Origin of the sequence: Streptomyces sp. NPDC085946 (assembly GCF_044540485.1) — a bacterium.
GTDB lineage: Bacteria > Actinomycetota > Actinomycetes > Streptomycetales > Streptomycetaceae > Streptomyces.
Genome location: NZ_JBITSF010000004.1, coordinates 285,209 through 307,497, shown reverse-complemented (window position 1 = coordinate 307,497; position 22,289 = coordinate 285,209). Strand labels below are relative to the sequence as shown.

23 protein-coding genes are annotated in these 22,289 nt (G+C 75.3%); 13 read left to right on the top strand and 10 right to left on the bottom strand.

Annotated features, from left to right (window positions below):
- Window positions 1-4: 4 nt before the first annotated feature.
- From ACIF8T_RS11470 to ACIF8T_RS11460, 3 genes are all read right to left on the bottom strand, one after another.
- The gene (locus ACIF8T_RS11470) at window positions 5-556 is read right to left on the bottom strand and encodes a hypothetical protein (RefSeq protein ID WP_400033631.1); all 552 of its coding nucleotides are present in this window, start codon (window positions 554-556) and stop codon (window positions 5-7) included.
- Complete coding sequence (locus ACIF8T_RS11465; RefSeq protein WP_400033629.1) at window positions 553-1,224, bottom strand: phosphatase PAP2 family protein; 672 nt, start codon at window positions 1,222-1,224, stop codon at window positions 553-555. Before ACIF8T_RS11465 ends, ACIF8T_RS11470 begins: the two co-directional genes overlap by 4 nt.
- A gap of 289 nt (window positions 1,225-1,513) precedes the next feature.
- Complete coding sequence (locus tag ACIF8T_RS11460; protein WP_400033627.1) at window positions 1,514-2,080, bottom strand: DUF5134 domain-containing protein; 567 nt, start codon at window positions 2,078-2,080, stop codon at window positions 1,514-1,516.
- Between the two features lie 156 nt (window positions 2,081-2,236).
- Between ACIF8T_RS11460 and ACIF8T_RS11455 the strand changes: the two genes are divergently transcribed.
- Entirely contained in the window at window positions 2,237-3,970 is a 1,734-nt protein-coding gene (locus ACIF8T_RS11455) for an FUSC family protein (RefSeq protein WP_400033625.1), read from the top strand.
- Window positions 3,967-4,524, top strand: coding sequence for a MarR family winged helix-turn-helix transcriptional regulator (locus ACIF8T_RS11450; protein WP_400033623.1), 558 nt, complete (start codon window positions 3,967-3,969; stop codon window positions 4,522-4,524). The genes ACIF8T_RS11455 and ACIF8T_RS11450 overlap by 4 nt, the downstream gene beginning before the upstream one ends.
- Before the next feature lie 21 nt (window positions 4,525-4,545).
- Here the strand turns inward: ACIF8T_RS11450 and ACIF8T_RS11445 are convergent, their stop codons facing one another.
- From ACIF8T_RS11445 to ACIF8T_RS11435, 3 genes are all read right to left on the bottom strand, one after another.
- Complete coding sequence (locus ACIF8T_RS11445; RefSeq protein ID WP_400033621.1) at window positions 4,546-5,592, bottom strand: aldo/keto reductase; 1,047 nt, start codon at window positions 5,590-5,592, stop codon at window positions 4,546-4,548.
- 114 nt (window positions 5,593-5,706) lie between these two features.
- Window positions 5,707-6,471, bottom strand: coding sequence for a VOC family protein (locus tag ACIF8T_RS11440; protein WP_400033619.1), 765 nt, complete (start codon window positions 6,469-6,471; stop codon window positions 5,707-5,709).
- Window positions 6,472-7,000: 529 nt separating this feature from the next.
- On the bottom strand, window positions 7,001-7,393 hold the full coding sequence (locus tag ACIF8T_RS11435) for a VOC family protein (protein ID WP_400033617.1): 393 nt from the start codon (window positions 7,391-7,393) through the stop codon (window positions 7,001-7,003).
- Between the two features lie 72 nt (window positions 7,394-7,465).
- Between ACIF8T_RS11435 and ACIF8T_RS11430 the strand changes: the two genes are divergently transcribed.
- Window positions 7,466-8,014: a GNAT family N-acetyltransferase gene (locus tag ACIF8T_RS11430; protein ID WP_400033615.1), complete on the top strand. Its 549-nt coding sequence runs from the start codon at window positions 7,466-7,468 to the stop codon at window positions 8,012-8,014.
- A 31-nt stretch (window positions 8,015-8,045) separates the two neighbouring features.
- On the opposite strand, the gene ACIF8T_RS11425 is transcribed toward ACIF8T_RS11430, so the two are convergent.
- The gene (locus ACIF8T_RS11425; protein ID WP_400033613.1) at window positions 8,046-8,729 is read right to left on the bottom strand and encodes a glycerophosphodiester phosphodiesterase; all 684 of its coding nucleotides are present in this window, start codon (window positions 8,727-8,729) and stop codon (window positions 8,046-8,048) included.
- Window positions 8,730-8,984: 255 nt separating this feature from the next.
- On the opposite strand from ACIF8T_RS11425, the gene ACIF8T_RS11420 reads away from it, so the two are divergent.
- The 4 genes from ACIF8T_RS11420 to ACIF8T_RS11405 all read left to right on the top strand — a co-directional run bounded on the left by ACIF8T_RS11420 (window position 8,985) and on the right by ACIF8T_RS11405 (window position 12,947).
- Window positions 8,985-10,382, top strand: a complete 1,398-nt coding sequence (locus tag ACIF8T_RS11420; RefSeq protein ID WP_400033611.1) for a DUF6421 family protein — start codon at window positions 8,985-8,987, stop codon at window positions 10,380-10,382.
- A 35-nt stretch (window positions 10,383-10,417) separates the two neighbouring features.
- Complete coding sequence (locus tag ACIF8T_RS11415) at window positions 10,418-11,167, top strand: SDR family NAD(P)-dependent oxidoreductase (protein ID WP_400033933.1); 750 nt, start codon at window positions 10,418-10,420, stop codon at window positions 11,165-11,167.
- Window positions 11,164-12,234, top strand: coding sequence for a threonine aldolase family protein (locus ACIF8T_RS11410; RefSeq protein WP_400033609.1), 1,071 nt, complete (start codon window positions 11,164-11,166; stop codon window positions 12,232-12,234). The genes ACIF8T_RS11415 and ACIF8T_RS11410 overlap by 4 nt, the downstream gene beginning before the upstream one ends.
- A gap of 140 nt (window positions 12,235-12,374) precedes the next feature.
- Entirely contained in the window at window positions 12,375-12,947 is a 573-nt protein-coding gene (locus ACIF8T_RS11405) for a transglutaminase domain-containing protein (RefSeq protein WP_400033607.1), read from the top strand.
- Window positions 12,948-13,010: 63 nt separating this feature from the next.
- Here the strand turns inward: ACIF8T_RS11405 and ACIF8T_RS11400 are convergent, their stop codons facing one another.
- A complete protein-coding gene (locus ACIF8T_RS11400; protein ID WP_400033605.1) occupies window positions 13,011-13,739 on the bottom strand; it encodes a lysophospholipid acyltransferase family protein in 729 nt (242 codons plus the stop codon).
- 541 nt (window positions 13,740-14,280) lie between these two features.
- Between ACIF8T_RS11400 and ACIF8T_RS11395 the strand changes: the two genes are divergently transcribed.
- The 4 genes from ACIF8T_RS11395 to ACIF8T_RS11380 all read left to right on the top strand — a co-directional run bounded on the left by ACIF8T_RS11395 (window position 14,281) and on the right by ACIF8T_RS11380 (window position 17,377).
- Window positions 14,281-14,703, top strand: coding sequence for a thioredoxin family protein (locus ACIF8T_RS11395; protein ID WP_400033603.1), 423 nt, complete (start codon window positions 14,281-14,283; stop codon window positions 14,701-14,703).
- 121 nt (window positions 14,704-14,824) lie between these two features.
- The gene (locus ACIF8T_RS11390; protein WP_400033601.1) at window positions 14,825-15,334 is read left to right on the top strand and encodes a flavin reductase family protein; all 510 of its coding nucleotides are present in this window, start codon (window positions 14,825-14,827) and stop codon (window positions 15,332-15,334) included.
- 216 nt (window positions 15,335-15,550) lie between these two features.
- Entirely contained in the window at window positions 15,551-16,339 is a 789-nt protein-coding gene (locus ACIF8T_RS11385) for an electron transfer flavoprotein subunit beta/FixA family protein (protein ID WP_400033599.1), read from the top strand.
- Window positions 16,340-16,414: 75 nt separating this feature from the next.
- Entirely contained in the window at window positions 16,415-17,377 is a 963-nt protein-coding gene (locus ACIF8T_RS11380; RefSeq protein WP_400033597.1) for an electron transfer flavoprotein subunit alpha/FixB family protein, read from the top strand.
- A gap of 151 nt (window positions 17,378-17,528) precedes the next feature.
- On the opposite strand, the gene ACIF8T_RS11375 is transcribed toward ACIF8T_RS11380, so the two are convergent.
- A complete protein-coding gene (locus tag ACIF8T_RS11375; protein ID WP_400033595.1) occupies window positions 17,529-17,717 on the bottom strand; it encodes a hypothetical protein in 189 nt (62 codons plus the stop codon).
- 495 nt (window positions 17,718-18,212) lie between these two features.
- On the opposite strand from ACIF8T_RS11375, the gene ACIF8T_RS11370 reads away from it, so the two are divergent.
- Window positions 18,213-19,508 (top strand): DUF6986 family protein, encoded by a 1,296-nt coding sequence (locus tag ACIF8T_RS11370; RefSeq protein ID WP_400033593.1) that lies wholly within the window; start codon window positions 18,213-18,215, stop codon window positions 19,506-19,508.
- 104 nt (window positions 19,509-19,612) lie between these two features.
- Here ACIF8T_RS11370 and ACIF8T_RS11365 read toward each other — a convergent pair whose 3' ends face one another.
- Window positions 19,613-20,662, bottom strand: coding sequence for a LacI family DNA-binding transcriptional regulator (locus ACIF8T_RS11365; RefSeq protein ID WP_400033591.1), 1,050 nt, complete (start codon window positions 20,660-20,662; stop codon window positions 19,613-19,615).
- Window positions 20,663-20,945: 283 nt separating this feature from the next.
- On the opposite strand from ACIF8T_RS11365, the gene ACIF8T_RS11360 reads away from it, so the two are divergent.
- The gene (locus ACIF8T_RS11360; RefSeq protein WP_400033589.1) at window positions 20,946-21,893 is read left to right on the top strand and encodes an ROK family protein; all 948 of its coding nucleotides are present in this window, start codon (window positions 20,946-20,948) and stop codon (window positions 21,891-21,893) included.
- Window positions 21,894-22,289 lie beyond the last annotated feature (396 nt).

Here is a 22,289-nt window from a genome sequence, read left to right as displayed (position 1 = left end):
GATCCTAGGGGGTGGCGTTCCGCTCCGGGGGAAGATCGCTGCCGCGCAGGACGCGGACGGGGCCGCCGCCGCGGACGTCGCCGCGCTCCCGGCACCGCGTGCGGCGCCGGGGGGCCACCGCGTGCGCGGAGCCGCGGGGGCGGCCGGCGCCGGCCCGGGCCGGCGCCCGCGCGACCGCGTGCCACGAGTCCGGGGCCGGGTCCGGGCAGTGGCCCGGGGGGTGGTTGCCGGCCGCGTGGGCCGTCCGGCCCACGCCGGTGCGGCGGAAGACCGTCCGGCCCGCGGCCGGGACCGTGCGGCCGCCCGCGCGCGCCACGTGTCCGCTCCGCCGCGGAGCCGGCCGCGGCAGGCCGTCCGCCGCGACGAGGAGGGCGAGCGGCTCCGCGCGCTCCGCCGCGCCGCGCTCCGCCGCGCCGCGCTCCGCCGCGCCGCACTCCGCCGGCCGGGCGCCGAGGCCGGCCGGGCAGCGGACGGCGCGGCCCCCGGCGGCCGGACCGGGCGGCGGGCGCAGTTCCTCGGGGCCGGTGCGGGGGTGAAGGCGCCCTCGGGTGCTCACGGCCGGCGGCTGCGGTGGACCAGGACCGCCACGGCCACCACCAGGGCGCCCAGGAGCCAGCCGCCGAGGACGTCCGTCGGCCAGTGCACGCCGAGCCACACGCGGGTCAGGCCGACGCCGACCACGGAGAGCGCGGCGAGGGCCAGGGCCGTGCGCCACAGGACGCGGCCGGCGCCGTGCCGGTGCAGGAGCCACAGCAGCAGGCCGCAGACGACCATGGCGGTCATGGCGTGGCCGGACGGGAACGCCGCGTAGTGCGCGGAGTCGACGGGGTCGGGGAAGACCGGGCGCGAACGGCCCACCGCCGCCTTGAGGCCCTGCTGCACGACCGTGCCCACCGCGCAGGCCGCCACCAGCCACAGCGCCGTCCACCGGGCCGCGCACCGCCACGCCAGCCACAACGCCACCGCCCCGCACAGCAGACGCATCGTCCAGGGGTCCCACACCCAGTCCGTCAGGATGCGGCAGACCTGCGTCAGGCCGGGCTCGTCGACCGCCCAGCGGTGGGTGGTGCGCGAGATGTCGCCGTCCACGGTGAGCAGCGGGCGCCACTCGACGGCCACCAACAGCAGCAGCAGCGCGGAGCAGACGCCCAGGATCCCGGCGGAGCGGACGGCGGTGCGCGGGGCGGGCGGGCGGGGCGGGGACTCGACGGGCGGGGTGTGCATGGGGCGATCCTCGCGGACGCGGGGGGCGGGGTTCCACTTCCTGGGCGTACCTCGGCCGCGCCCCCGCGTCCTGGTGCTCGTGTGCCGCGCGACCGGTGTCCCGGTCATCCGTGTGCCCGCAACCCGGGTTCGAACGTCGCCGGATCAGGCCGAATACGGCGGCCGGCCGGCCGGAACGGGGGCCGGACGCGCGTCGGCGGCCGGCCGGACGGCGGCGGAGCGTGGGCCGGCGGCCGGTCAGGCGGCGGCAGGACCCGCGCCGGCGGCCGGCCCGGCCGGCCGGTGCGGCTCACATCGTCAGCAGCATCGCGACCATCGCGATGCCCATGGACAGCCGGCAGGCCCGGGCCAGCTCGGGCCGGTCGCCCCACCCGTCGCTCCCGCCCCCGGTCCCGGTCTCGCTCCCGCCGCTCGCGGCCACCGCCGGGACGGGCACCAGCCGCACCCCCGTCAGCAGCACGTACCCGGCGAAGTAGAGCAGCAGCGCCCCGGTCAGCAGCGGGACGCCGGAGCCGCCGTGCCCGTGCGCGGGGGAGCCGCCCATCGCCAGGGCCATGTAGACCATGGCCCCGGCCCCCACCAGGTGGTGCAGGTGGTGGGTGCTCGTGCGGGCCGTCCACAGGGCGCGCACCGCCGCCGCGCCGAACACCGCCGCGTAGGCGGGCCAGGCCCACGGCGGCGGGGTGAAGGCCGCCGCGGGCACGGCCATCAGAGCCATGCCGAAGCCCATGAGCGCCTCGTCGGCCGCGGTGCGGCGCTGCGCCTCGACGCTGCTGCGCATCCGCAGCAGGCAGTAGGCGCCGGTCGCCGCGCACAGCGCGACCAGCAGCCAGCCGGATGACGCCGATCCGTGCACACGCACCTCCCCGTCGACCCGCTCCCCGGTCGGTCAAGCCATGCCCGGGCCCGGCGGCGCGCACGCGAGCGCAGGGATGTACACGGGGAGCACTGGACGGAGCGCGGCACGCCCGTGAAAATGATTCACGAGTAAAACACCTGTTAAGCTTGTTCCATGAGCAGCGCGCCCCCCACCCCCGCCACCCCGCCGGTCCGGCGTCTCCCGCTGGCCGGCGCGCTGCGTGTCGGGCAGCCCTCCGACATCTGGTTCAAGCCCGCCCTCAGCGTGGTCGCCGCGGTCGCCCCGCCCAACCTGACCCTGCTGGCGCTCGGCCGGCTCGACCTGGCGATGTACACGATGGCCGGATCCCTGTGCGCGCTGTACGCCCACAACCGTCCCTACGCCGCCCGGGCCCGCGTCCTCGCGTGGGTGGTCCTCGGCATGCTGGGCGGGCTCGCCGTCGCGCTGGCCGCGGCCGCGCTCACCGGCAGCGCCCTCGTCCTGGTCGCGGTCGGTGCCGTGCTCGCCGCCGCGCAGAAGGCGCTGTGCGACGCCACCCGCATCGGCCCGCCCGGCAACGTGATCTTCACCTTCGTCAGCTCCGCCGCCCTGTTCGTCCCGCAGACCCCCGGCCAGATCCCCGGGCACCTGGCGCTCGGCGCCGCGGCGGGCGCCTGGGCCTGGCTGGTCGGCATGGCGCCCGGCCTGCTGCGCCCCCACGGCCCGGAGCGCCGCGCCACCGCGCACGCCCTGAACGCCGCCGCCGCGTACGCCGGGACGGCCGGCACCGACGACGGCCGTGCCGGGGCCCGCGCCGCCGCCCACGCCGCCGTGCACGCCGCCTGGCAGGCCCTGCTGTCACCGCCGCCGCGCGCCGCCCGCTCCGCCACCCGGCGCGCCCTCGAACGGCTCCTCGTGCGCGCGGAGGTCGCGCTCGCCGCCCCCGCGGACGCCGAACCGGAGCGGCTGCGCGCCTGGGCCCGCGCCCTGCGCGGCACCGGCCCCGTGCCGGACCCCGACGATCCCCGGGGCGGCGGGACCGGCGCCCCGGGAGCGGACGACCGGGCCGCCGGCCCGGGCGCCGACGAGCTGCTGGGCGCGGACGCCGAGCTCGACGCGCCGCGCCGCCCGCTGTGGTCGCGGCTCGGCCCGCTGACGCCCCTCGCCGTGCGCACCGCGCTGGGCTGCGCCCTCGCCGGGTACGCCTCGCTCGCCCTCGGCATCGGCCGCCCGTACTGGGCCCTGGTCACCGCGGCCTCGCTCTACCAGGCCAACCTCACGCTCACCTGGAGCCGGGCCGTCCAGCGCGCCGTCGGCAACCTCGCCGGGGTGCTGCTGTTCGCCGCCGTCGTCCCGCTGGCCCACCTCGGGCAGGCCGCCCTCGTGCTGTGCTGCCTCGCCTTCAACTTCGGCGCCGAGGCGCTCATCAGCCGCAACTACTGGCTCGGCAGCGTCTGCGTCACCCCGATGGCGCTGCTCATCACCGAGTTCGCCGGATACCAGGAGCCCGGCGCGCTGATCACCGAGCGCGTCGCGGACACCCTCGTCGGCGTCCTGGTCGGCTTCGCGGCCGCCGTCGCCGTCACCGACCGGCGCGCCGGCGACCGCGTGGAGCGGGCCCTGGCCGCCGTGGACCGCGCCCGCGAGCACGCCGCCCGCCTCCTGGCCGGACCGGCGCCGGCCCCGGCCGCCCTGGAGAGCGCCCGCCGCGGCCTCGCCGCCGCACTGGTGGAGCTGCGCACCACCGCCGACGCCGCGGCCGGCGAATGGCGGCAGCGCGGCCTGCCCCAGGAGAGGGTCGTGCTCGCCGAGCGGTCCGGACACCGTACGCTCGCGGCGACGGTACGACGCCAGGGACTGCTCCCGGACCGGGGCGCGGCCAGGAGAACGGAGGACGTACGGCCATGACGGCAAGCGACGGTCGGTCGGCGACCGGCGACGGCACGGCGGACACGGTGAGAGGGGACACCGTCGCCGCCGTCGTGCGGCAGTGGCGGGCCGTCCACCCCGGCCTCGACACCGGGCCCATGGAGATCATCGGCCGCATCAACCGCTGCGCCGCCCTCCTCCAGCAGGCCGAGGACGCGCCGCTGCGCCGGGCCGGCCTGACCCGCCCCGAGTTCGACCTGCTGGGCGCGCTGCGCCGCACCGGGCACGAGCTCACCCCGGGCGACCTCGCCCGCGAGACGTTCGCCTCCGGCGCCGCCGTGACCAAGCGCCTCAAGCAGCTGACCGAGCGCGGGCTGGTCGAGCGGCGCGGCGACACCCGCGACCGGCGCGTCGCCCACCTGCGCCTCACCGACGCCGGACGCGACCTCGTCGACGGCATCCTGCCCGAGCAGCTCGCCTACGAGACGGCCGTCCTGTCCGGTCTCGGCGCGCCGGAGCAGGGCGAACTGGCGTCGCTGCTCGGCGGGCTGCTGGAGCAGCTGGAGGGGCGGCTGGGGGCGGTGCGGAGCTGACCCCGGCCGCCCGGCAGCCGCTCAGAGCACGTCGTGCGCCGTGCGGCGGTGGGTGGAGCGGCGGTCGTCGATGTCCTGCCAGCGGTCGCCGTAGACGGTGCGCGTGACGGCCGGCTCGCGCAGGAAGTCGTGCGGGAAGCCCAGCGGGACCGCGCTGACCTCGTCGAGCCGGGCGACCGCGTCCGCGTCGAGCCGCACGTCGACGGCGCCGAGGTTGTCGGCGAGCTGGCTCTCCCGGGTGGCGGCGACGATCGGCACGACGTTGCCGGGCCGGCCCAGCAGCCAGGCGAGCGCGACCTGCGCCGGGCTCCAGCCGCCCTGCTCGGCGACCTCCAGGACGGCGTCGACCACCGCCGCCTCGCGCGGGTCCTCCGCCGCCGAGCCGAGCCGCCCGGATGCGCCGGTGCGGTACTTCCCGGTCAGCCGGCCGGCCGCGAGCGGCGCCCACGCCAGCACGGCCTGGTCGAACGCCCGCGCCTGCGGCAGCAGTTCGCGCTCCGGGGTGCGCTCCAGCAGGTTGTACCGCAGCTGCGAACCGGCGAACGCGGTCCAGCCCCGCAGCTCCGCCAGGGTGCTGGCCCGCGCGATCTCCCAGGCGGGCCAGTCCGAGACGCCGACGTACAGCACCTTGCCGGTGCGCACCAGGTCGTCCAGGGCCCGCATGACCTCCTCCACCGGGGTGAAGTTGTCCCGGGCGTGCACCCACAGCACGTCCAGCCGGTCCGTCCGCAGCCGCGCCAGGCTCGCCTCCACCGACTGCACGAGGTTCTTGCGGTGGTTGCCCGCGGCGTTGACGTCGCCGTCGCGGGTGTTGCAGGTGTACTTGCTGGCCAGCACGAAGGTGTCGCGCCGCCCGGCGAGCAGCTCGCCGAGGAACTGCTCCGACTCGCCGCCGGTGTAGATGTCGGCGGTGTCGACGAAGTTGCCGCCCGCGTCCGCGTAGGCGTCGAGGATCTTCGCGCAGGTCTCCTTCGGCGCGCCCCAGCCGGGGTCGCCGCCCATGGTCATGGCCCCCAGGCTCAGCTCGCTGACGCGCAGGCCGGTCTTGCCGAACAGTGTGTAACGCACGGTGTCTTCCCTCCGGGCGGGTCGTTGCCGACGACGCTAGGAGGTGGAGCGCACTCCAGGGCAAGCGCGCCGTGCCCGGCGGTGGGCCGTGCTCCGGGGCGCGCCGCGCCGCGGTCAGGTCCAGCCGTCCGCCCGGTGCACGCCGAACATCGCCCCCTGCGGGTCCCGCAGCACCGCGATGCGCGGACCGTCGGGCACCGAGACCGGCTCCATCAGCACCGTGCCGCCCGCCCGGGTCGCCACCGCCGCGGCGTCCTCCACGTCCCGCACCGCGAAGTACGGCAGCCAGTGCGCGGGCACCTCGTGCGGGAACTTCTCGTCCATGGCGACCATGCCGCCGAAGTCGGCCCCGCCGACGCTCCACCGGGTGTAGGGCCGCGAGCCGCCGGCGCTCCAGCCGAACACCCCGGTGTAGAAGGCCGCGGCCCGCTCGGGGCCGCGGGTCAGCAACTCCACCCAGCCCAGCGAGCCCGGCGCGTTGAACAGGCCCGCGCCCGGGAAGGTCCCCGCCTGCCACACCTGGAAGACCGCGCCCGTCGGGTCCTCGGCCACCGCGAGACGGCCCGCGTCGGACACGTCCGCCGGCCCGGCCAGCAGGACTCCGCCCGCCGCCGTGACCTCCCGCCCGGTGGTGTCCGCGTCGGCGACCGCGAACGACACGTGCCACGCGACCGGCTGCGACGGCCGGTGCAGCGGGGTCAGCGCGGCGACGGCGGCGTCCCCGAGGCGGGCGATCGTGCGACCGCCCGCCTCCCGGCGCGGATCGGTCTCCGGACGCCAGCCGAACAGCCGGGTGTAGAACCGCCGGGCCGCCGCCAGGTCGGGCGTCCCCAGCTCGGCCCAGCAGGGCCCGCCGGTCACCGGCGCGTCGAGCTTCATGGCGTTCCTCCCGGGGAGAGCGGCACGGGCACCCCTCCAGCACGCTAAGCCGCGGCCCGGGTCCCGGCCATCGGGCGCGCCCCGCCGGTGGGCGGCGCCGGCCCGGGCGCACCCGCGGCGCGTACCGCCCGTCCCGGAGGCCCGCCGCGTCCGCGCCCCGGTGCGGCCCTTCCGCCGTGCGCGTCCCCGCGGAACCGTCCTCGGCCGGCTGGAGCGGCGGCCCGGCGATCGGTACCGGCCCCCGGGCGGCCGAGCGGGCCGCGCTCGCCGCCGAGCGGCGCGGGTCCGCCGTCGGGTCCCACTGCTGCGCCACCGTGCCGACGGCCGGTCCAGCGGACCGGCCGGTCCGGGCAGGCGGGCATCAGCGGCCGGCGGCCTCCCCGGTGTCCGGGCGGACGGACGCCGGGCCCCGCCGAGGCCGGCGGCCCGCACACCGGCCCCGCGCACCGGGGCACAGGGCCGGGGCACCGGCTGCCCGCCCGGGCCGCACCCTCCCGCCCGGCACGGTGGGCGGGGCCGGTCCGGGCGGTCAGATGCCCGGGCGGTAGCGCAGCGGGTGGTCCGCCGGGATCTCCACCAGCACGATCGGGACCCCGTCCGGGTCCGCGATCCACATCTCGATCAGCCCCCAGGGCTCCTTCACCGGCGGCCGGACGATCTCCACGCCCTTCGCCCGCAGCTCCTCCTGCGCCCCGGCCGCGTCCGCGACCTGCACCCACAGCCGTACGGCCGGGTCGGGCGGCGTCTCGGAGCGGCCCGAGACCTCCAGGAAGCCCCCGCCGAGGAAGTAGACGGTGCCGCGCTCCGGGCCCGTGCCGAACTCGCGGTGGACGGCGAGGCCCAGCTGCTCGCCGTAGAAGGCGCGGGACCGCTCGGGGTCGGTGGGGCGGAGCAGGATCCGGCTGCTGAGTACATGCACCATGCGCCCGGAGCCTAGCGGCACGGATACCCTCGTCCCAGCCCGAGCCGCGCCAGGAAACGGAGACGCACCCCCATGGAACCCGCCGCCACCGCCGCCCCCGCCCTCGCCTTCCGCGACGCCACCGCCGCCGACGTGGCCGAACTGGTCGCGCTGGTGGAGTCGGCGTACCGGGGGGAGGCCAGCCGGGCCGGGTGGACCACCGAGGCGGACATCCTGGCGGGACAGCGCACCGATCCGGCGGGCGTGCTGGCCGTGGTCGAGTCCCCCGGCAGCCGCCTGCTGACCGCGGAGCGCGAAGGCCGGATCGTCGCCTGCTGCCAGCTCGAACACCGCGGCGAGCACGCGTACTTCGGGATGTTCGCGGTCAGCCCCGCGCTCCAGGGCGAGGGCCTCGGCAAGGTCGTCCTCGCGCGGGCCGAGCGCGAGGCCCGCACGACGTGGGGCGTGACGGAGATGCACATGACGGTGATCTCCGTCCGCGACGACCTCATCGCCTGGTACGAGCGCCGCGGCTACCGCCGCACGGGACGCACGAGCCCCTTCCCGTACGGCGACGAGCGGTTCGGCATCCCGCTCCGCGACGACCTGCGGTTCGAACTGCTGGTCAAGCCGCTCGTCTGAACGCGCGGCCGGGTGCGCGGCGCACCCGGGGTCACGCCGCCGGCCGGCCCGGGCGCCCGACCTCCGGGTAGTCAGTGGTGGCGCCGTCCAGTCCCAGGGCCCGGGCGAGACGCAGGTGCTCCTGCGTGTTCACCACCCAGCCGATGATCCTCAGCTCCGCCGCCCGCGCCCGCTCCACGACCTCCAGGGTCAGCCGGCGGATGTTGAGGCACACGGTCCCGGCGCCGGCCGCGACGGCGCGGTCCACGATGTCGGTGCCGTACCGGCTCGCGATGAGCGCGGTGCGCACGCCCGGCACCAGCCGGGCCGTCTCGGCGATCGCCTCGTCGTGGAACGAGGACACCTCGACCCGGCCGACCAGGTCGCGCTCCCGCAGCACCGCGGCCAGCGCCCGCGCCGCGGCCACGTCCTTGATCTCGGCCTGCAGCGGCGCCCGGACGGCGTCCAGCACCTCCTCGAAGACCGGCACCCGCTCGCCGCGGCCCGCGTCCAGGGCGCGCAGCTCCTCCAGGGTCTTCCCGGCGATCGGTCCGGTGCCGTCGGTCGTGCGGTCCACGTCGGTGTCGTGCATGACGACCAGGGCACCGTCCTTGCTCAGGTGCAGGTCGAGCTCGATCGCGTCGAGCCCCGCCTCCTCGGCGGCGACGAAGGACCGCAGGGTGTTCTCCGGTTCGACACCCATCACTCCGCGGTGTCCGATGGTGAGGAAGTTCAAGACGACTCGCTTCCGTCGACGGTGGTGCCGGCGGGCCCCGGCCCGGCGGCCCCCATGGACGGTACCGCTCGCGTCGCCGGCCGCTTCCGCGGGCGTGACCCGTATGGCGTAGTCACCGCAGAAACCGCGTCCGGCAGGAAAAAGAGCGGTGAATGCCGGGGTTGCGCAGGATAATTTCCCGAGGCTCCCCTTGCTGGGAGGAACCTCGTATGTATACGGTCTTCTTACGCTAGGTTCTCCAGTGGAGGATGGGACATGACGGAAATTCTTGTGCAGGTGGGTGCGGAGGAGAAGAATCCTCCGGCGACGAGGGTGGTGGAGCACCCGGCGTGGCCCGTGCTCAAGGATGCCGTGGAGCGGATCCGGCCCTGGCAGTCCAAGGACGGCTCGATCGACTTCGGCGCCGAGGGCGCCCCGGACCGCGCCGCCGCCGAGCGGGCCGTCCGGCGGGTCACGGACGCCGTCCGCGAGCTGTCCCCGCTGCTGCCGCACGACCGCGCCTACCACGAGGCCCTGGTGAAGGACCTGCACCGGTGGGCCGACGGCGGCTTCGAGGTGCCCGACTTCCTCGACTCGCTGCTCGCCTTCCAGCCGGCGCGCAACCGCCGGGACGGCCTGCAGCACCTGGTCGTCTTCCCGATGTACACGCAGAACGGCAACCCGGACCGCAACCTGGAGGCGGTCGTGCTGCGCATGGTCTGGCCGGACTGGCTGGCCGAGCTGGAGCGCACCCGCTACGACAACCCGCTGTTCTGCGGCATCACGTTCGAGGACTTCACCTCCGGCTACGACACGAACTCCGCCGTCCTCTTCCCCGAGACCATTGCCGTGCGCGAGGCGCCGGAGCGGTTCACCTGGGGCGGCATCTTCTGCGACCGCGAGGCCGCCCGCTTCCGCCGCGTGACCGAGGCCGCCGTCGACATCCTCGGCCTGGAACTGCCCGAGGACGTCGCCGCCATGGTCCACGACCAGAGGCGCTGCGAGGAGGCCTTCGTGCTGTGGGACATGGTCCACGACCGCACCCACAGCCACGGCGACCTGCCGTTCGACCCGTTCATGATCAAGCAGCGCCAGCCGTTCTGGATGTACGGCCTGGAGGAGCTGCGCTGCGACCTCACCGCCTTCAAGGAGGCCGTGAAGCTGGCCGGGGAAGGCGTCCCGCAGGCCCGTGACGTGCAGGTCGCGGTGCTCTTCGACCGCATGTTCCGCTTCCCGGTCACCGGCGAGCGCGTCCGCAACTACGACGGCCTCGGCGGCCAGCTGCTCTTCGCCTACCTGCACAAGCACGACGTGGTCCGCTGGACCGACAACCGGCTCTCCATCGACTGGGAGCGCGCCCCGCAGGTCACCAACCAGCTGTGCGGCGAGATCGAGCAGCTCTACCGCGACGGCATCGACCGCCCCAAGCTCGTCCACTGGTTCGCCGGCTACGAGCTCGTCTCCGCCTACCTCGCCCCGCACCCCGGCTCGAAGTGGGCGAAGGGCCCCGACGCCCTCGACCTGACGCAGCCGCCGCGCAAGCTCGTCGACGACGTGCTTCCCGACGAGTTTCCGCTGAGCATGTTCTATGAGGCGCTGTCGAAGAAGCTGAAGAACGTCATCGCGGCGACCAAGGGCATCACGAGGGACGGCGCCGGGCGGGTCGCCGCGTGAGCGACCGCGACAACCAGGCTCAGGAGGCGAGGACCATGGCGGGGAACGGGGCGCTCAGCGGCGCGGTGATCGCGGTGGCCGGAGCGGGCGGTCCCGCCGGGCGGGCGGCGCTGCTCCGCCTCGCCGAGGCGGGCGCGACCGTCGTCGGCGCCGACAACGACCCGGAACGGCTCGCGGAGGCCGTCGACGCGGCGCGCTACGCGTCCGGCGGCGCGACCGTCACCGGCGAGACGGTCGACCTGCTCAACCTGGATGCCACCCGCGACTGGGCCACGCGCACCGAGAAGGAGTTCGGCCGGATCGACGGCCTGGTCCACCTCGTCGGCGGCTGGCGCGGCTCGGAGACCTTCACCAAGACGAGCCTGGACGACTGGGACCTCCTGGAGCTGCTGCTGGTGCGCACCGTGCAGCACACCTCCCTCGCCTTCCACGAGGCCCTCCAGCGCAGCGACCGCGGCCGGTACGTGCTGATCAGCGCCGCCGGGGCGACCAGGCCCACCGCGGGCAACGCCTCGTACGCCGCCGCCAAGGCCGCGGCCGAGGCGTGGACGCTGGCCCTGGCCGACTACTTCCGCAAGGCCGGGGGCGACGAGGGGCCGACGTCCGCGGCTGTCATCCTGGTCGTGAAGGCGTTGGTGCACGACGCGATGCGCGCCGACCGCCCCAACGCGAAGTTCGCGGGCTTCACGGACGTCAAGGACCTCGCCGAGGCGGTCACCGGAGTCTGGGAGAAGCCCGCCGCGGAAGTGAACGGAAACCGTCTGTGGCTGACCGAGAAGCCGTGAACCCACCGAAGACCGACGCCCGTCGCCACCACGACCCGGACGTCCGCGGTTTCGCCAGCGACAACTACGCCGGGGCCCACCCGGAGGTGCTCGCCGCCCTGGCCCTGGCCAACGGCGGGCACCAGGTCGCCTACGGCGAGGACGCGTACACCGACCACCTCCAGCAGGTCATACGCAGCCACTTCGGCGCGACCGCCGAGGCGTTCCCGGTCTTCAACGGCACCGGCGCGAACGTCGTCGCGCTCCAGGCGGTCACCGACCGCTGGGGCGCGGTGATCTGCGCCGAGAGCGCGCACATCAACGTCGACGAGTGCGGCGCGCCCGAACGGGTCGGCGGCCTGAAGCTGCTCACCGTCCCCACGCCCGACGGCAAGCTCACCCCCGAGCTGATCGACCGGCAGGCGTACGGCTGGGAGGACGAGCACCGCGCGATGCCGCAGGTCGTCTCGATCACCCAGACCACCGAGCTGGGCACCGTCTACACCCCGGACGAGATCCGCGCCGTCTGCGAGCACGCCCACGCGCACGGCATGAAGGTGCACCTCGACGGCTCCCGGCTGGCCAACGCGGCCGCCGCCCTGGACGTCCCGATGCGGACTCTCACCAACGCGGCCGGCGTCGACATCCTCTCCCTGGGCGGCACCAAGAACGGCGCCCTGTTCGGCGAGGCGGTCGTCGTCCTCGACCCGGACGCCGTCCGCCGCATGAAGCACCTGCGCAAGCTGTCCATGCAGCTCGCCTCCAAGATGCGCTTCGTGTCGGTGCAGCTGGAGGCCCTGTTCGCCCGGGACCTGTGGCTGCGCAACGCCCGGCACGCCAACGAGATGGCCCAGCGCCTCGCCGAGGGCGTACGGGCCGTGCACGGGGTGGAGATCCTCCACCCGGTGCAGGCCAACGCGGTCTTCGCGCGGCTGCCGCACGACGTGAGCGAGCGGCTGCAGAAGCGGTTCCGCTTCTACTTCTGGGACGAGGCCGCGGGCGACGTCCGGTGGATGTGCGGCTTCGACACGACCGAGGAGGACGTCGACCTCTTCGTGGCGGCCCTCAAGGAGGAGATGGCCCGCTAGACCGTTCCGTCCGCGCGTCCGGGGGCCCAGGCCCCCGGACGCGGCCGGTGGCAGACCGACGATGGCAGGTGATGCATAAATATTCCATGTATCGAAAAAATATTGACCTTGGGCCGATCGCGTCCCTATGCTCTGCGGGCATGCAGCTGATCCAAGAGACCCCTGACCTGTCGGCCTACCTCGCGGCCGACGAGGTGATCGACCACCATCACCCGCTCGTGCGCGAGACGGCGGCGCGACTGGCCCAGGGGGTGGCCGACTCGTATGAATATGCGCGGGCGGCCTTCGAGTTCATGCGCGACACCATCCCGCACGCGCAGGACTCCGGCGATCTCCGTGTCACCTGGCGCGCCTCCGACGTCCTGGAGCAGCGCACCGGCATCTGCTACGCCAAGGCACACGCGCTGGCCGCCCTGCTGCGGGCCGAGGACATCCCGACCGCGCTGTGCTACCAGGAGTTCGACGTGGTGCACGGACTGGTCGCCGTGCGGTTCCACGGCGCCTGGCACCGGCAGGACCCGCGGGGCAACAAGCCCGGCGTGGACGCCCGCTTCTCGCTGGACGGCGAACGGCTGGCCTTCGTCCCCGACCCGGAGGCGGGCGAACGGGACCACCCGGTCCTGTACGCGGCACCCCACCCGGCCGTGCTGAGCGCCCTCAGGGCCGCCACCGACCGGCCGCACCTGTGGCGGACGCTCCCCACCGCACTCTGAGGCGGGCCGGCGGCACGCGGGGGGACACGGAAACGCCCGGGCGCGGCGGCCCGGGCGGTGGTCTCAGTGGGCCTCGGCGGCCCGGACCTGCTCCGGGGTCGGTGCCGTCCCCCCGAGGTGCGCCGGCATCCACCAGGTGTCGTCCGCCCCCTGGGGGCGCACCGGATAGGCGCGCTGCGCCGCCTCCAGCAGCTCCTGCACCCGCTCCCGCAGCCGGCGCGTGATCGCCCCCGCGTACTGGTCGCGGGGCGCCTCGACCGGCTCGCCGACCCGGATGGTGACCGGGATGTGGCTGCGCTTGAAGTTGCGCGGGTGGCCCTTGGTCCACAGCCGCTGCGTGCCCCACACCGCCATCGGGATCAGCGGCACGCCCGCTTCCTGCGCCAGGCGCGCGGCACCCGACTTGAAGCTCTTCAGCGTGAACGAGGGGGAGATGGTGGCCTCCGGGAACACGCCCACGATCTCGCCGGAGCGCAGCGAGTCCAGGGCGTGCGCGTAGGCGGCCTCGCCCTGCTTGCGGTCCACGGGGATGTGCTTCATCCCGCGCATGAGCGGACCGGAGACCTTGTGCCGGAAGACCGACTCCTTCGCCATGAAGCGCACGAGGCGTTTCTGCGGCAGCGCCGCGAGACCGTTGAAGACGAAGTCCAGGTAACTGATGTGGTTGCTCACCAGCACGGCGCCGCCCGAGCGCGGGATGTTCTCCGACCCCCTGCAATCGATCTTGAGGTCCCACACCTTGAACAAGGTGCGGGCGAGACCGACGACGGGACGGTAGACGAGTTCTGCCATGGGCGGGTCGGACCCTTCCTTCTCCCTGCCTGGGAAGGACTCCCGGCGGAAAGTTACGCAGCCGTAGGTTTACGGCTCGTCGCAGATCGTGCCCCAAGAACGGCCGGGGTACCAGCCCTGGTGCCCGCACACGGCGAGATTCTCGTCACGTCGTACCAATGATCACCTCGGTGTTTTGCCCATCCGTTACTCCGTGCGCGCCGTCACCCGGCGTGTCGCCAGGTGCGTCCCGCGGCCCGGGCGGTGGCCGGACGCCGCGCCCGGGAAGGCGGCCGCGAGCGCGGCCCCGGCCGGGGCCGCATCGCCCGGCGGAACGGCGCGCCGCACGGCGAACGGCCCGCGCCGCCCGGCGCGAGCGCCGGCGTCCACCGGGCCGGCGGCCACGCGCCGGAGGCGATCGGGACGCCGCCGGCACCACGGCCGTCACGACCGCCCCGAGGCGCGGCCCCCTCGCGCCGATGTCCACGGGACGAGGATCTCCCGGTGGGACCCCGCCGGGGGCCGGGAATCTTTGCGGTCCCGTGAACGCTGCAGCCAGGTGATGACCGGACTGGTGGCGCGCGTCCCGGTGCTCGCGGCGGCGGGCGCCCGCGGGGCGCCGCGACGGCGGCGGAGCGGGAGGGCGCGGGTGCGCGGGCAGGACGACGGAAAGCGGCTGGGCGCGGCCGACCTCGGCGCGGAGCTGGGGGAGCGCGCCACGCTCGTGCAGTTCTCCAGCGCGTTCTGCGCGCCCTGCCGGGCCACCCGGCGGATCCTCGGCGAGGTCGCGGGCATCGTCCCCGGCGTGGCCCACGTGGAGATCGACGCCGAGGCCCACCTCGGCCTCGTACGGAGGCTGGAGATCCTGAAGACCCCCACCGTCCTCGTCCTGGACGGCGACGGCCGGGTCGTGCGGCGCGCCGCCGGCCAGCCGCGCAAGGCCGACGTGATCGCCGCGCTCGGGAAGGCGGTGGGGACGCCGTGACACGGGCCGCGAGCCTTCTCCCACATCCCGGGACCGACTTGACTGCACCCAGCACCTATCGTCAGCCTGACGTCATGCCTTCGGACCCCTCCCTGCCCGGGCGCGCACCGAGGAGCACTCGATGACGGCCGCCTCCGGCCTCGGTACTCCCCGGCTCGCCTCCCCCGACCTGCTGCGCTCCGTCTTCCGGCGGCACGCGGCGGGTGTCGCGGTGATCACCGCCCGCGGCGAGGCCGGCCCCGTCGGCTTCACGGCCACCTCCCTCACCTCGGTCTCCGCCGAGCCCCCGATGATCTCCTTCGGCATCGGCACGGGCGGCTCCAGCTGGCCGGCCGTGGCGGCGACCGACCACGTCGGGGTCCACATCCTCGGCGAGCACCAGCAGGACCTGGCCGCCACCTTCGCGCGCAGCGGCGCCGACCGCTTCGGCGCGGCCACGCGCTGGCGGGAGGGCCCCGAGGGCGTCCCGGTGCTCGACGGCGTCCTCGCCTGGCTGGTCTGCCGCGTCGCCGCGCGCGTCCCGGCCGGGGACCACCGCATCGTCCTGGCCGAGGTCCTCCTCGGCGACCCCACGGGCACCGGCCGGCCCCTGCTGTACCACCAGGGCCGCTTCCACGGCCTGCGCGACTGACCCCGCCTCCTCCTGCTGCGCACCCGTCGAGTTCCGGTTACGCTGCGTTGCGAAGGTCACAGTTCAAAGCGCTTGCTTAGCGGGAATGAACTGGGTGTACTGGCGAGTAATATTCGCTCGGAGCGTGGGTGGCCCCGACCGGGATCGGCCGCTTGTGGCGCCTATGCTGCCTGCAGGCAGGCAGCCGAGAAATGACGATGCAGTAGGAGAGCCGGCGTGAGCTTGAGGATCGTTGTCACTGTGAAGTACGTGCCCGACGCCACTGGCGACCGGCACTTCGCCGATGACCTGACCGTCGACCGGGACGACGTGGACGGTCTGCTCTCCGAGCTCGACGAGTACGCGGTCGAGCAGGCGCTGCAGATCTCCGAGAACTCCGACGACGACGTGGAGATCACCGTCCTGACGGTCGGTCCCGAGGACGCCAAGGACGCGCTGCGCAAGGCGCTGTCCATGGGCGCCGACAAGGCCATCCACGTCGAGGACGACGACCTGCACGGCACCGACGCCCTCGGCACCTCCCTGGTCCTGGCCAAGGCCATCGAGAAGGCCGGCTACGACCTTGTCATCTCCGGCATGGCCTCCACCGACGGCACCATGGGCGTCGTCCCCGCGCTGCTCGCCGAGCGCCTCGGCGTCCCGCAGGTCACCCTGCTCTCCGAGGTCTCCGTCGAGGACGGCACGGTCAAGGGCCGCCGCGACGGCGACGCCGCCAGCGAGCAGCTGGAGGCGTCCCTCCCGGCGGTCGTGTCCGTCACCGACCAGTCCGGCGAGGCCCGGTACCCGTCCTTCAAGGGCATCATGGCGGCCAAGAAGAAGCCGGTGGAGTCCTGGGATCTGGAGGACCTGGAGATCGACGCCGAGGAGGTCGGCCTCGAGGGCGCCTACACCACGGTCGACTCCGCGACCGAGCGCCCGGCCCGCACGGCCGGCACGATCGTCAAGGACGAGGGCGAGGGCGGCAAGCAGCTCGCTGAGTTCCTCGCGAGCCAGAAGTTCGTCTGAGCAGCGGGCCAGACGTCTTCCCGAGCGCGCATCCGCTGACCGTCCCTCATCTTCCGCAAGCAGGAGTGCAATCCCATGGCTGAAGTTCTCGTCTACGTCGACCACGTGGACGGCGCCGTCCGCAAGCCGACCCTGGAGCTGCTGACCCTGGCCCGCCGCATCGGCGAGCCCGTCGCCGTCGCCCTCGGCAACGGGGCCGGCGACACCGCCGCCACGCTCGCCGAGCACGGCGCCGTCAAGGTCCTCACCCACGAGGCGTCCGAGTACGCCGACTACCTGGTGGTGCCGAAGGTCGACGCCCTCCAGGCCGCCCACGAGGCCGTCTCCCCGGCCGCCGTGCTGGTGCCGTCCTCCGCCGAGGGCAAGGAGATCGCCGCGCGCCTGGCGCTGCGCATCGGCTCCGGCATCATCACCGACGCCGTCGACCTGGAGGCCGGCGACGAGGGCCCGGTGGCCACCCAGTCGGTGTTCGCCGCGTCCTTCACCACCAAGTCCCGTGTCTCCAAGGGCACCCCGGTCATCACCGTCAAGCCGAACTCGGCCGCGGTCGAGGCCGCCCCGGCCGCCGGCGCGGTCGAGGCCCTGTCGGTGACCTTCTCCGCCCAGGCGACCGGCACCAAGGTCACCGGCCGTACGCCGCGCGAGTCGACGGGCCGCCCCGAGCTGACCGAGGCCGCGATCGTGGTCTCCGGCGGCCGCGGCGTCAACGGCGCCGAGAACTTCGCGGTCATCGAGGCCCTGGCCGACTCGCTCGGCGCGGCCGTCGGCGCCTCGCGCGCCGCCGTCGACGCCGGCTGGTACCCGCACACCAACCAGGTCGGCCAGACCGGCAAGTCGGTCTCGCCGCAGCTGTACATCGCCTCCGGCATCTCCGGCGCGATCCAGCACCGCGCCGGCATGCAGACCTCGAAGACCATCGTGGCCATCAACAAGGACCCCGAGGCCCCGATCTTCGACCTGGTCGACTACGGCGTCGTCGGCGACCTGTTCGACGTCGTCCCGCAGCTGACCGAGGAGATCAAGGCCCGCAAGGGCTGACCCGCTCCCCGAGCGCCGCGAGGCCCCCGTGACCGGCACCGGTCACGGGGGCCTCGCGCGTCCCACGGGCCCGGTGCCGCCCCCGCCGGCAGGTGGTCGCCCGGGAACCGCCCGTCCACCGCGAAGGTGTCGACCGACACCCGGTGCGCCGTCACGTCCGGCGTGGCCGGATCCAGTCGATGCGGGTGCCGCCCGGCACCGGCGGCCGGTGCCGGTGGAGCGTCCCGTACCGCTCGCCGCGCTCGGCCGCCGCGTCCCGGGTGCCGGCGGGCCCGGCACCCAGCAGGGTGCCGTGCACCGGGTCGCCGTGCGCCGCGGCGTAGAAGTCGCCGGTCACCACCACCGGCAGGGACCGGCCGAGCGCCGCGGTCCGCCGGCCGGCCAGGCCCGCGCCACGCGCGCGGGCGAGCGGGCCCGCGTTGCCGAGGCGGGTGTCCAGGACGCAGACCTCCCGCGCGGCAGCTCCCGCACCACGGGTCCGCGGGCGGCCCGGTTGCGGGACCCGGTCGTGCTCGCGAACCGCGGGCCGAGCGGCACCGCCTCCAGCGGGCGGCCGCGGCGCTGCTTCGCCGCGGCGGGCCCGGAGGGGGGTGCTGTACTGGAGAGCGGCAGGGCGACGGCGGCGGCCATCGCGGTCCTGAGGGCCGGGCGGCGCGTGACGCGGCGGCGGTCCGGCACGGGGCTCCTTCGTGGGAAACGGTGCCGGACGGGCGGGAACGTGCCGAGATGCGGGCGGAGATCGAGGGGCAAGACGGTGTTGACCGGCGGGAAGGGCGCCCGATAACTTCACTCTACGGATTGTTGATTCCGTAAAGCGGAAAACGGAGGGTGTGGGATGGGTCAGCAGGAGAAGGTGGCGACGAGCCTCGCTGGCGCCGTCAGCGAGGAGATCAGCGCCTCCCTCGCCCCGGTCGACGCCGAACTGGAGCGCCGCTACCCCGGCGACCCCGGCACCCGGCAGCCCGTCCACACCGTCTACGTCCCCGGCGACGCCTTCGCCGCCGGCACGATCCGCTCCTGGGGCGACCAGGCCCTCGCCCTCCTCGACGCGCACGCCCCGGACGCCGCCTCGTTCGCCGCCGTCCTCGGCCTGCCCGACGACCTCGCCGGTCCCGTGTACGCGCGCGTGCGGGCCAAGCTGGAACGCGAGCCGGTCGAGGACCTGCGCGTCGACTTCGAGGACGGCTACGGCAACCGCCCCGGCGCCGAGGAGGACGAGGCCGCCGCCCGCGCCGCCCGGCTGATCTCCGAGGCGTACGCCCACGGCACCGCTGCCCCGTACATGGGCATCCGCGCGAAGTGCATGGAGGCGCCGGTCCGCGACCGGGGCATCCGCACCCTCGACATCTTCCTCACCGGCCTGATGGCGGCCGGCGGCCTGCCCGGCGGGCTCGTCCTCACCCTCCCCAAGGTCACCTACGCCGAGCAGGTCACCGCCATGGCCCGGCTGCTGGAGGCGTTCGAGAAGACGCACGGCCTGGAGCCCGGCCGGATCGGCTTCGAGATCCAGATCGAGACCAGCCAGGCCGTCCTCGGCGCCGACGGCACCGCCACCGTCGCCCGCATGATCCAGGCCGCCGGGGGCCGCGCCACCGGCCTGCACTACGGCACCTTCGACTACAGCGCCTGCCTCGGCGTCTCCGCCGCCCACCAGGCGAGCGACCACCCGGCCGCCGACCACGCCAAGGCGGTCATGCAGGTCGCCGCCGCGGGCACCGGCGTCCGCGTCTGCGACGGCTCCACCAACGTCCTGCCCGTCGGCCCCACCGGGCAGGTCCACGACGCCTGGCGCCTGCACTACGGCCTCACCCGCCGCGCCCTGGCCCGCGCGTACTACCAGGGCTGGGACATGCACCCCGGCCACCTCCCCACCCGCTACGCGGCCGTCTTCGCCTTCTACCGCGAGGGCTTCGAGCGGGCCGCCGACCGCCTCGCCCGCTACGCCGGCCGCACCGCCGGCGACGTCATGGACGAGCCCGCCACCGCCAAGGCCCTCAGCGGCTACCTGCTGCGCGGCCTGGACTGCGGCGCCCTCGACATCGCCGAGGTCACCCGTCCGACCGGCCTGACCCGCGCCGACCTGGAGGGCTTCGCCGCACCCCGGCGCGGCGACCTGACCGCGTCCGCCTGACGCCCGCCGGCCGCGCTCCGTGCGCCCGCACGGACCGCCTGACCGCCGGACCGCCGGGGCGCCGGGGCGCACGGGAACGGGGCGGCGGTGCCGTCGCGGCCCCCTCACTCCGCCGGCGGCACCTCCCCCGAGCCCCGGGTGATCAGCCGGGTCGGGAGTTCGACGCGCTCGGGGACGAGGAGGTCGCCGTCCAGCTGGCGGAAGAGGCGTTCCGCGGCGGTGCGGCCGAGCGCGGCCGCGTCCTGGGCGACGACCGTGACCCCGGGCTGGAGCAGGTCGGCGAGCTCGATGTCGTCGAAGCCGACCAGGGCGACGCGGCGGGACTGCTCGGCGAGCACGCGGATGACGGTGACCGTCACCCGGTTGTTGCCGGTGAAGATCGCGGTGACGGGCCGCGGGCCGGAGAGCATCTCCTCGGCCGCCCGGCGCACCCGCTCCGGGTCCGTGATGCCCAGCGACATCCAGGCGCCCTCCACCGGTATCCCCGCGTCCGCCATGGCGGCCCGGTAGCCGCGCAGCCGCTCAGCGGCGGTGTGGATGCGGGGCATGTCGCCGATGAAGCCGATCCGGCGGTGCCCGTGGGCGATGAGGTGGGCGACCCCGTCGCGGGCGCCCCCGAAGTTGTCCGACAGGACCACGTCGGCGTCGATCCGGCCGGCCGGCCGGTCCACGAACACCGTGGCCACCCCCGCCTTCAGCTCCGGCTCCAGGTACCGGTGGTCGTCCCCGGCCGGGATCACCACCAGCCCGTCCACGCGCCGCGCGCACAGCGCCAGCACCAGTTCCTGCTCGCGGTCCGGGTCCTCGGCGCTGGAACCGTTGATCAGCAGGGCGCCGTGCGCCCGGGCCACCTCCTCCACCGAGCGGCTGAGCGGCCCGTAGAACGGGTCGGCGAGGTCCTCCAGCACCAGCCCGATGCTCGCCGTCCGGCCCTTGCGCAGCACCCGGGCGCTGTCGTTGCGGCGGAAGCCGAGGGCCTCGATGGCCTCCCGGACGCGGCGCTCCGTCTCGGGCGTGACCCCGGGCTCCCCGTTGACGACACGGGAGACGGTCTTCAGTCCGACACCGGCGCGGGCCGCGACGTCCTTCATGGTGGGACGGTTGCCGTAACGCGTTCCGGTGTGGCGGTCTGCTCGTCTGGCGGTCTCGGGCACGATGCGGTGTCCTGTCTGGTCGTCGGCCCCGGGGAGCGTGTCCGGCGGCGCGCGTCCCGCGGCGCTCGCACCCGCGGGGCTCGCGCGCGGAGCCGGCGCCCGCGGGTCGTCGCGTCCCCGGGGATGCGCGGTCCAAGGTCTTGTATGAGGATGTGGCGTCGAGCATAGAGCCTGGACAACGTTGTCACGCCCGGGAGAGACTGTCCACCACCATCTCCGGCCCACGTCCCCACCGCTGGACCGGCCAGCCCTTTTCCACGGTTGACGGGGAGATCCGACACTCATGCACACCGACCTCGTGGCCGCGCTCGACATCGGCGGCACCAAGATCGCCGGAGCGCTGGTCGACGGCCACGGCACGATCCTGGTGCGCGCGCAGCGCCCGACGCCCGCACAGGAGGACGGCGAGCGGGTGATGCGGGCCGTCGAGGAGGTCCTCGGCGAGCTGACCGCCTCGCCGCGGTGGCCCCGGGTTACGGCCGTCGGCATCGGCAGCGCCGGCCCCGTGGACGCCACCACCGGGACGGTCTCCCCGGTCAACGTGCCCGGCTGGCGCGACTACCCGCTCGTCGCGCGGGTCCGGGCCGCCGCCGGGGACCTGCCCGTCGAGCTGATCGGCGACGGCGTGGCGATCACGGCGGCCGAGCACTGGCAGGGCGCCGCGCGCGGCCACGACAACGCGCTGTGCATGGTCGTCTCGACGGGCGTCGGCGGCGGCCTGGTCCTCGGCGGCCGGCTGCACCCGGGACCCACCGGCAACGCCGGTCACATCGGCCACATCAGCGTGGACCTCGACGGCGAGCCCTGCCCGTGCGGCGCGCGCGGCTGTGTGGAGCGCCTGGCGAGCGGCCCGAACATCGCCCGCCGGGCCCTGGCCGACGGCTGGCGCCCCGGCCCGGACGGCGACACCTCCGCCGCCGCCGTGGCCGCCGCGGCCCGGCTCGGCGACCCGGTCGCCGTCGCCTCGTTCGAACGCGCCGCCCAGGCCCTGGCGGCCGGCATCGCGGCCACCGCCACGCTCGTCGAGATCGACATCGCGGTCGTCGGCGGGGGAGTGGCCAAGGCGGGCGACGTCCTGTTCGCGCCCCTGCGCGAGGCGCTCGCCGACTACGCGACCCTGTCCTTCGTCCGGCGCCTGACCGTGGCCCCGGCCCGGACGGGCACCGACGCCGGTCTGGTGGGCGCGGCGGCGGCCGCGCTCGGCGCGAGGGCGGCCGCCGCGGGAGTGTGAGCAGCGGGCCGGCGACCGAGTGCAGGAACGTTTCCCGCCGGTCCCGGCACGGCCGGTGCCCGGAGGCCCGCCTGCGCCGGGGACACGGTCGCGCCGGGCGGGGCGCCCGGCCGTTCGGCTGCCCAGCTTGCCCGGCGCGGCGCAGGTGGGCCCGGCGGGCGTGGCCGCGGCAGGGCGGGCGGGTGACGCTCCCCGGACGCCCGGAGGTCATCGCGTACGGCACCCGCAGGCCGCGGCCCGTGGTGACCGCGGCGGGCGCGCCGCCGGCCGGGCCGAACGCGGCCGTCAGGACGCTGCGGACGCCTCCGTGGGCGGGCGCCCGTCCGCGTCGGCGGGGATGCGGCCGTCCGCGTCGCGCACGGGTCTCCTCCGGGCCGTGACTCCCCGAGCACGCCA

What these genes read in the sequence shown, in the direction of transcription:
- ACIF8T_RS11465 (WP_400033629.1), bottom strand. Translation starts at nt 1,224, where the DNA reads ATGCACACCCCGCCCGTCGAGTCCCCGCCCCGCCCGCCCGCCCCGCGC.
- ACIF8T_RS11370 (WP_400033593.1), top strand. Translation starts at nt 18,213, where the DNA reads ATGGGTCAGCAGGAGAAGGTGGCGACGAGCCTCGCTGGCGCCGTCAGC.
- ACIF8T_RS11405 (WP_400033607.1), top strand. Translation starts at nt 12,375, where the DNA reads ATGCAGCTGATCCAAGAGACCCCTGACCTGTCGGCCTACCTCGCGGCC.
- ACIF8T_RS11390 (WP_400033601.1), top strand. Translation starts at nt 14,825, where the DNA reads ATGACGGCCGCCTCCGGCCTCGGTACTCCCCGGCTCGCCTCCCCCGAC.
- ACIF8T_RS11440 (WP_400033619.1), bottom strand. Translation starts at nt 6,471, where the DNA reads ATGAAGCTCGACGCGCCGGTGACCGGCGGGCCCTGCTGGGCCGAGCTG.
- ACIF8T_RS11450 (WP_400033623.1), top strand. Translation starts at nt 3,967, where the DNA reads ATGACGGCAAGCGACGGTCGGTCGGCGACCGGCGACGGCACGGCGGAC.
- ACIF8T_RS11415 (WP_400033933.1), top strand. Translation starts at nt 10,418, where the DNA reads ATGGCGGGGAACGGGGCGCTCAGCGGCGCGGTGATCGCGGTGGCCGGA.
- ACIF8T_RS11395 (WP_400033603.1), top strand. Translation starts at nt 14,281, where the DNA reads ATGACCGGACTGGTGGCGCGCGTCCCGGTGCTCGCGGCGGCGGGCGCC.
- ACIF8T_RS11435 (WP_400033617.1), bottom strand. Translation starts at nt 7,393, where the DNA reads ATGGTGCATGTACTCAGCAGCCGGATCCTGCTCCGCCCCACCGACCCC.
- ACIF8T_RS11400 (WP_400033605.1), bottom strand. Translation starts at nt 13,739, where the DNA reads ATGGCAGAACTCGTCTACCGTCCCGTCGTCGGTCTCGCCCGCACCTTG.
- ACIF8T_RS11420 (WP_400033611.1), top strand. Translation starts at nt 8,985, where the DNA reads ATGACGGAAATTCTTGTGCAGGTGGGTGCGGAGGAGAAGAATCCTCCG.
- ACIF8T_RS11430 (WP_400033615.1), top strand. Translation starts at nt 7,466, where the DNA reads ATGGAACCCGCCGCCACCGCCGCCCCCGCCCTCGCCTTCCGCGACGCC.
- ACIF8T_RS11455 (WP_400033625.1), top strand. Translation starts at nt 2,237, where the DNA reads ATGAGCAGCGCGCCCCCCACCCCCGCCACCCCGCCGGTCCGGCGTCTC.
- ACIF8T_RS11360 (WP_400033589.1), top strand. Translation starts at nt 20,946, where the DNA reads ATGCACACCGACCTCGTGGCCGCGCTCGACATCGGCGGCACCAAGATC.
- ACIF8T_RS11380 (WP_400033597.1), top strand. Translation starts at nt 16,415, where the DNA reads ATGGCTGAAGTTCTCGTCTACGTCGACCACGTGGACGGCGCCGTCCGC.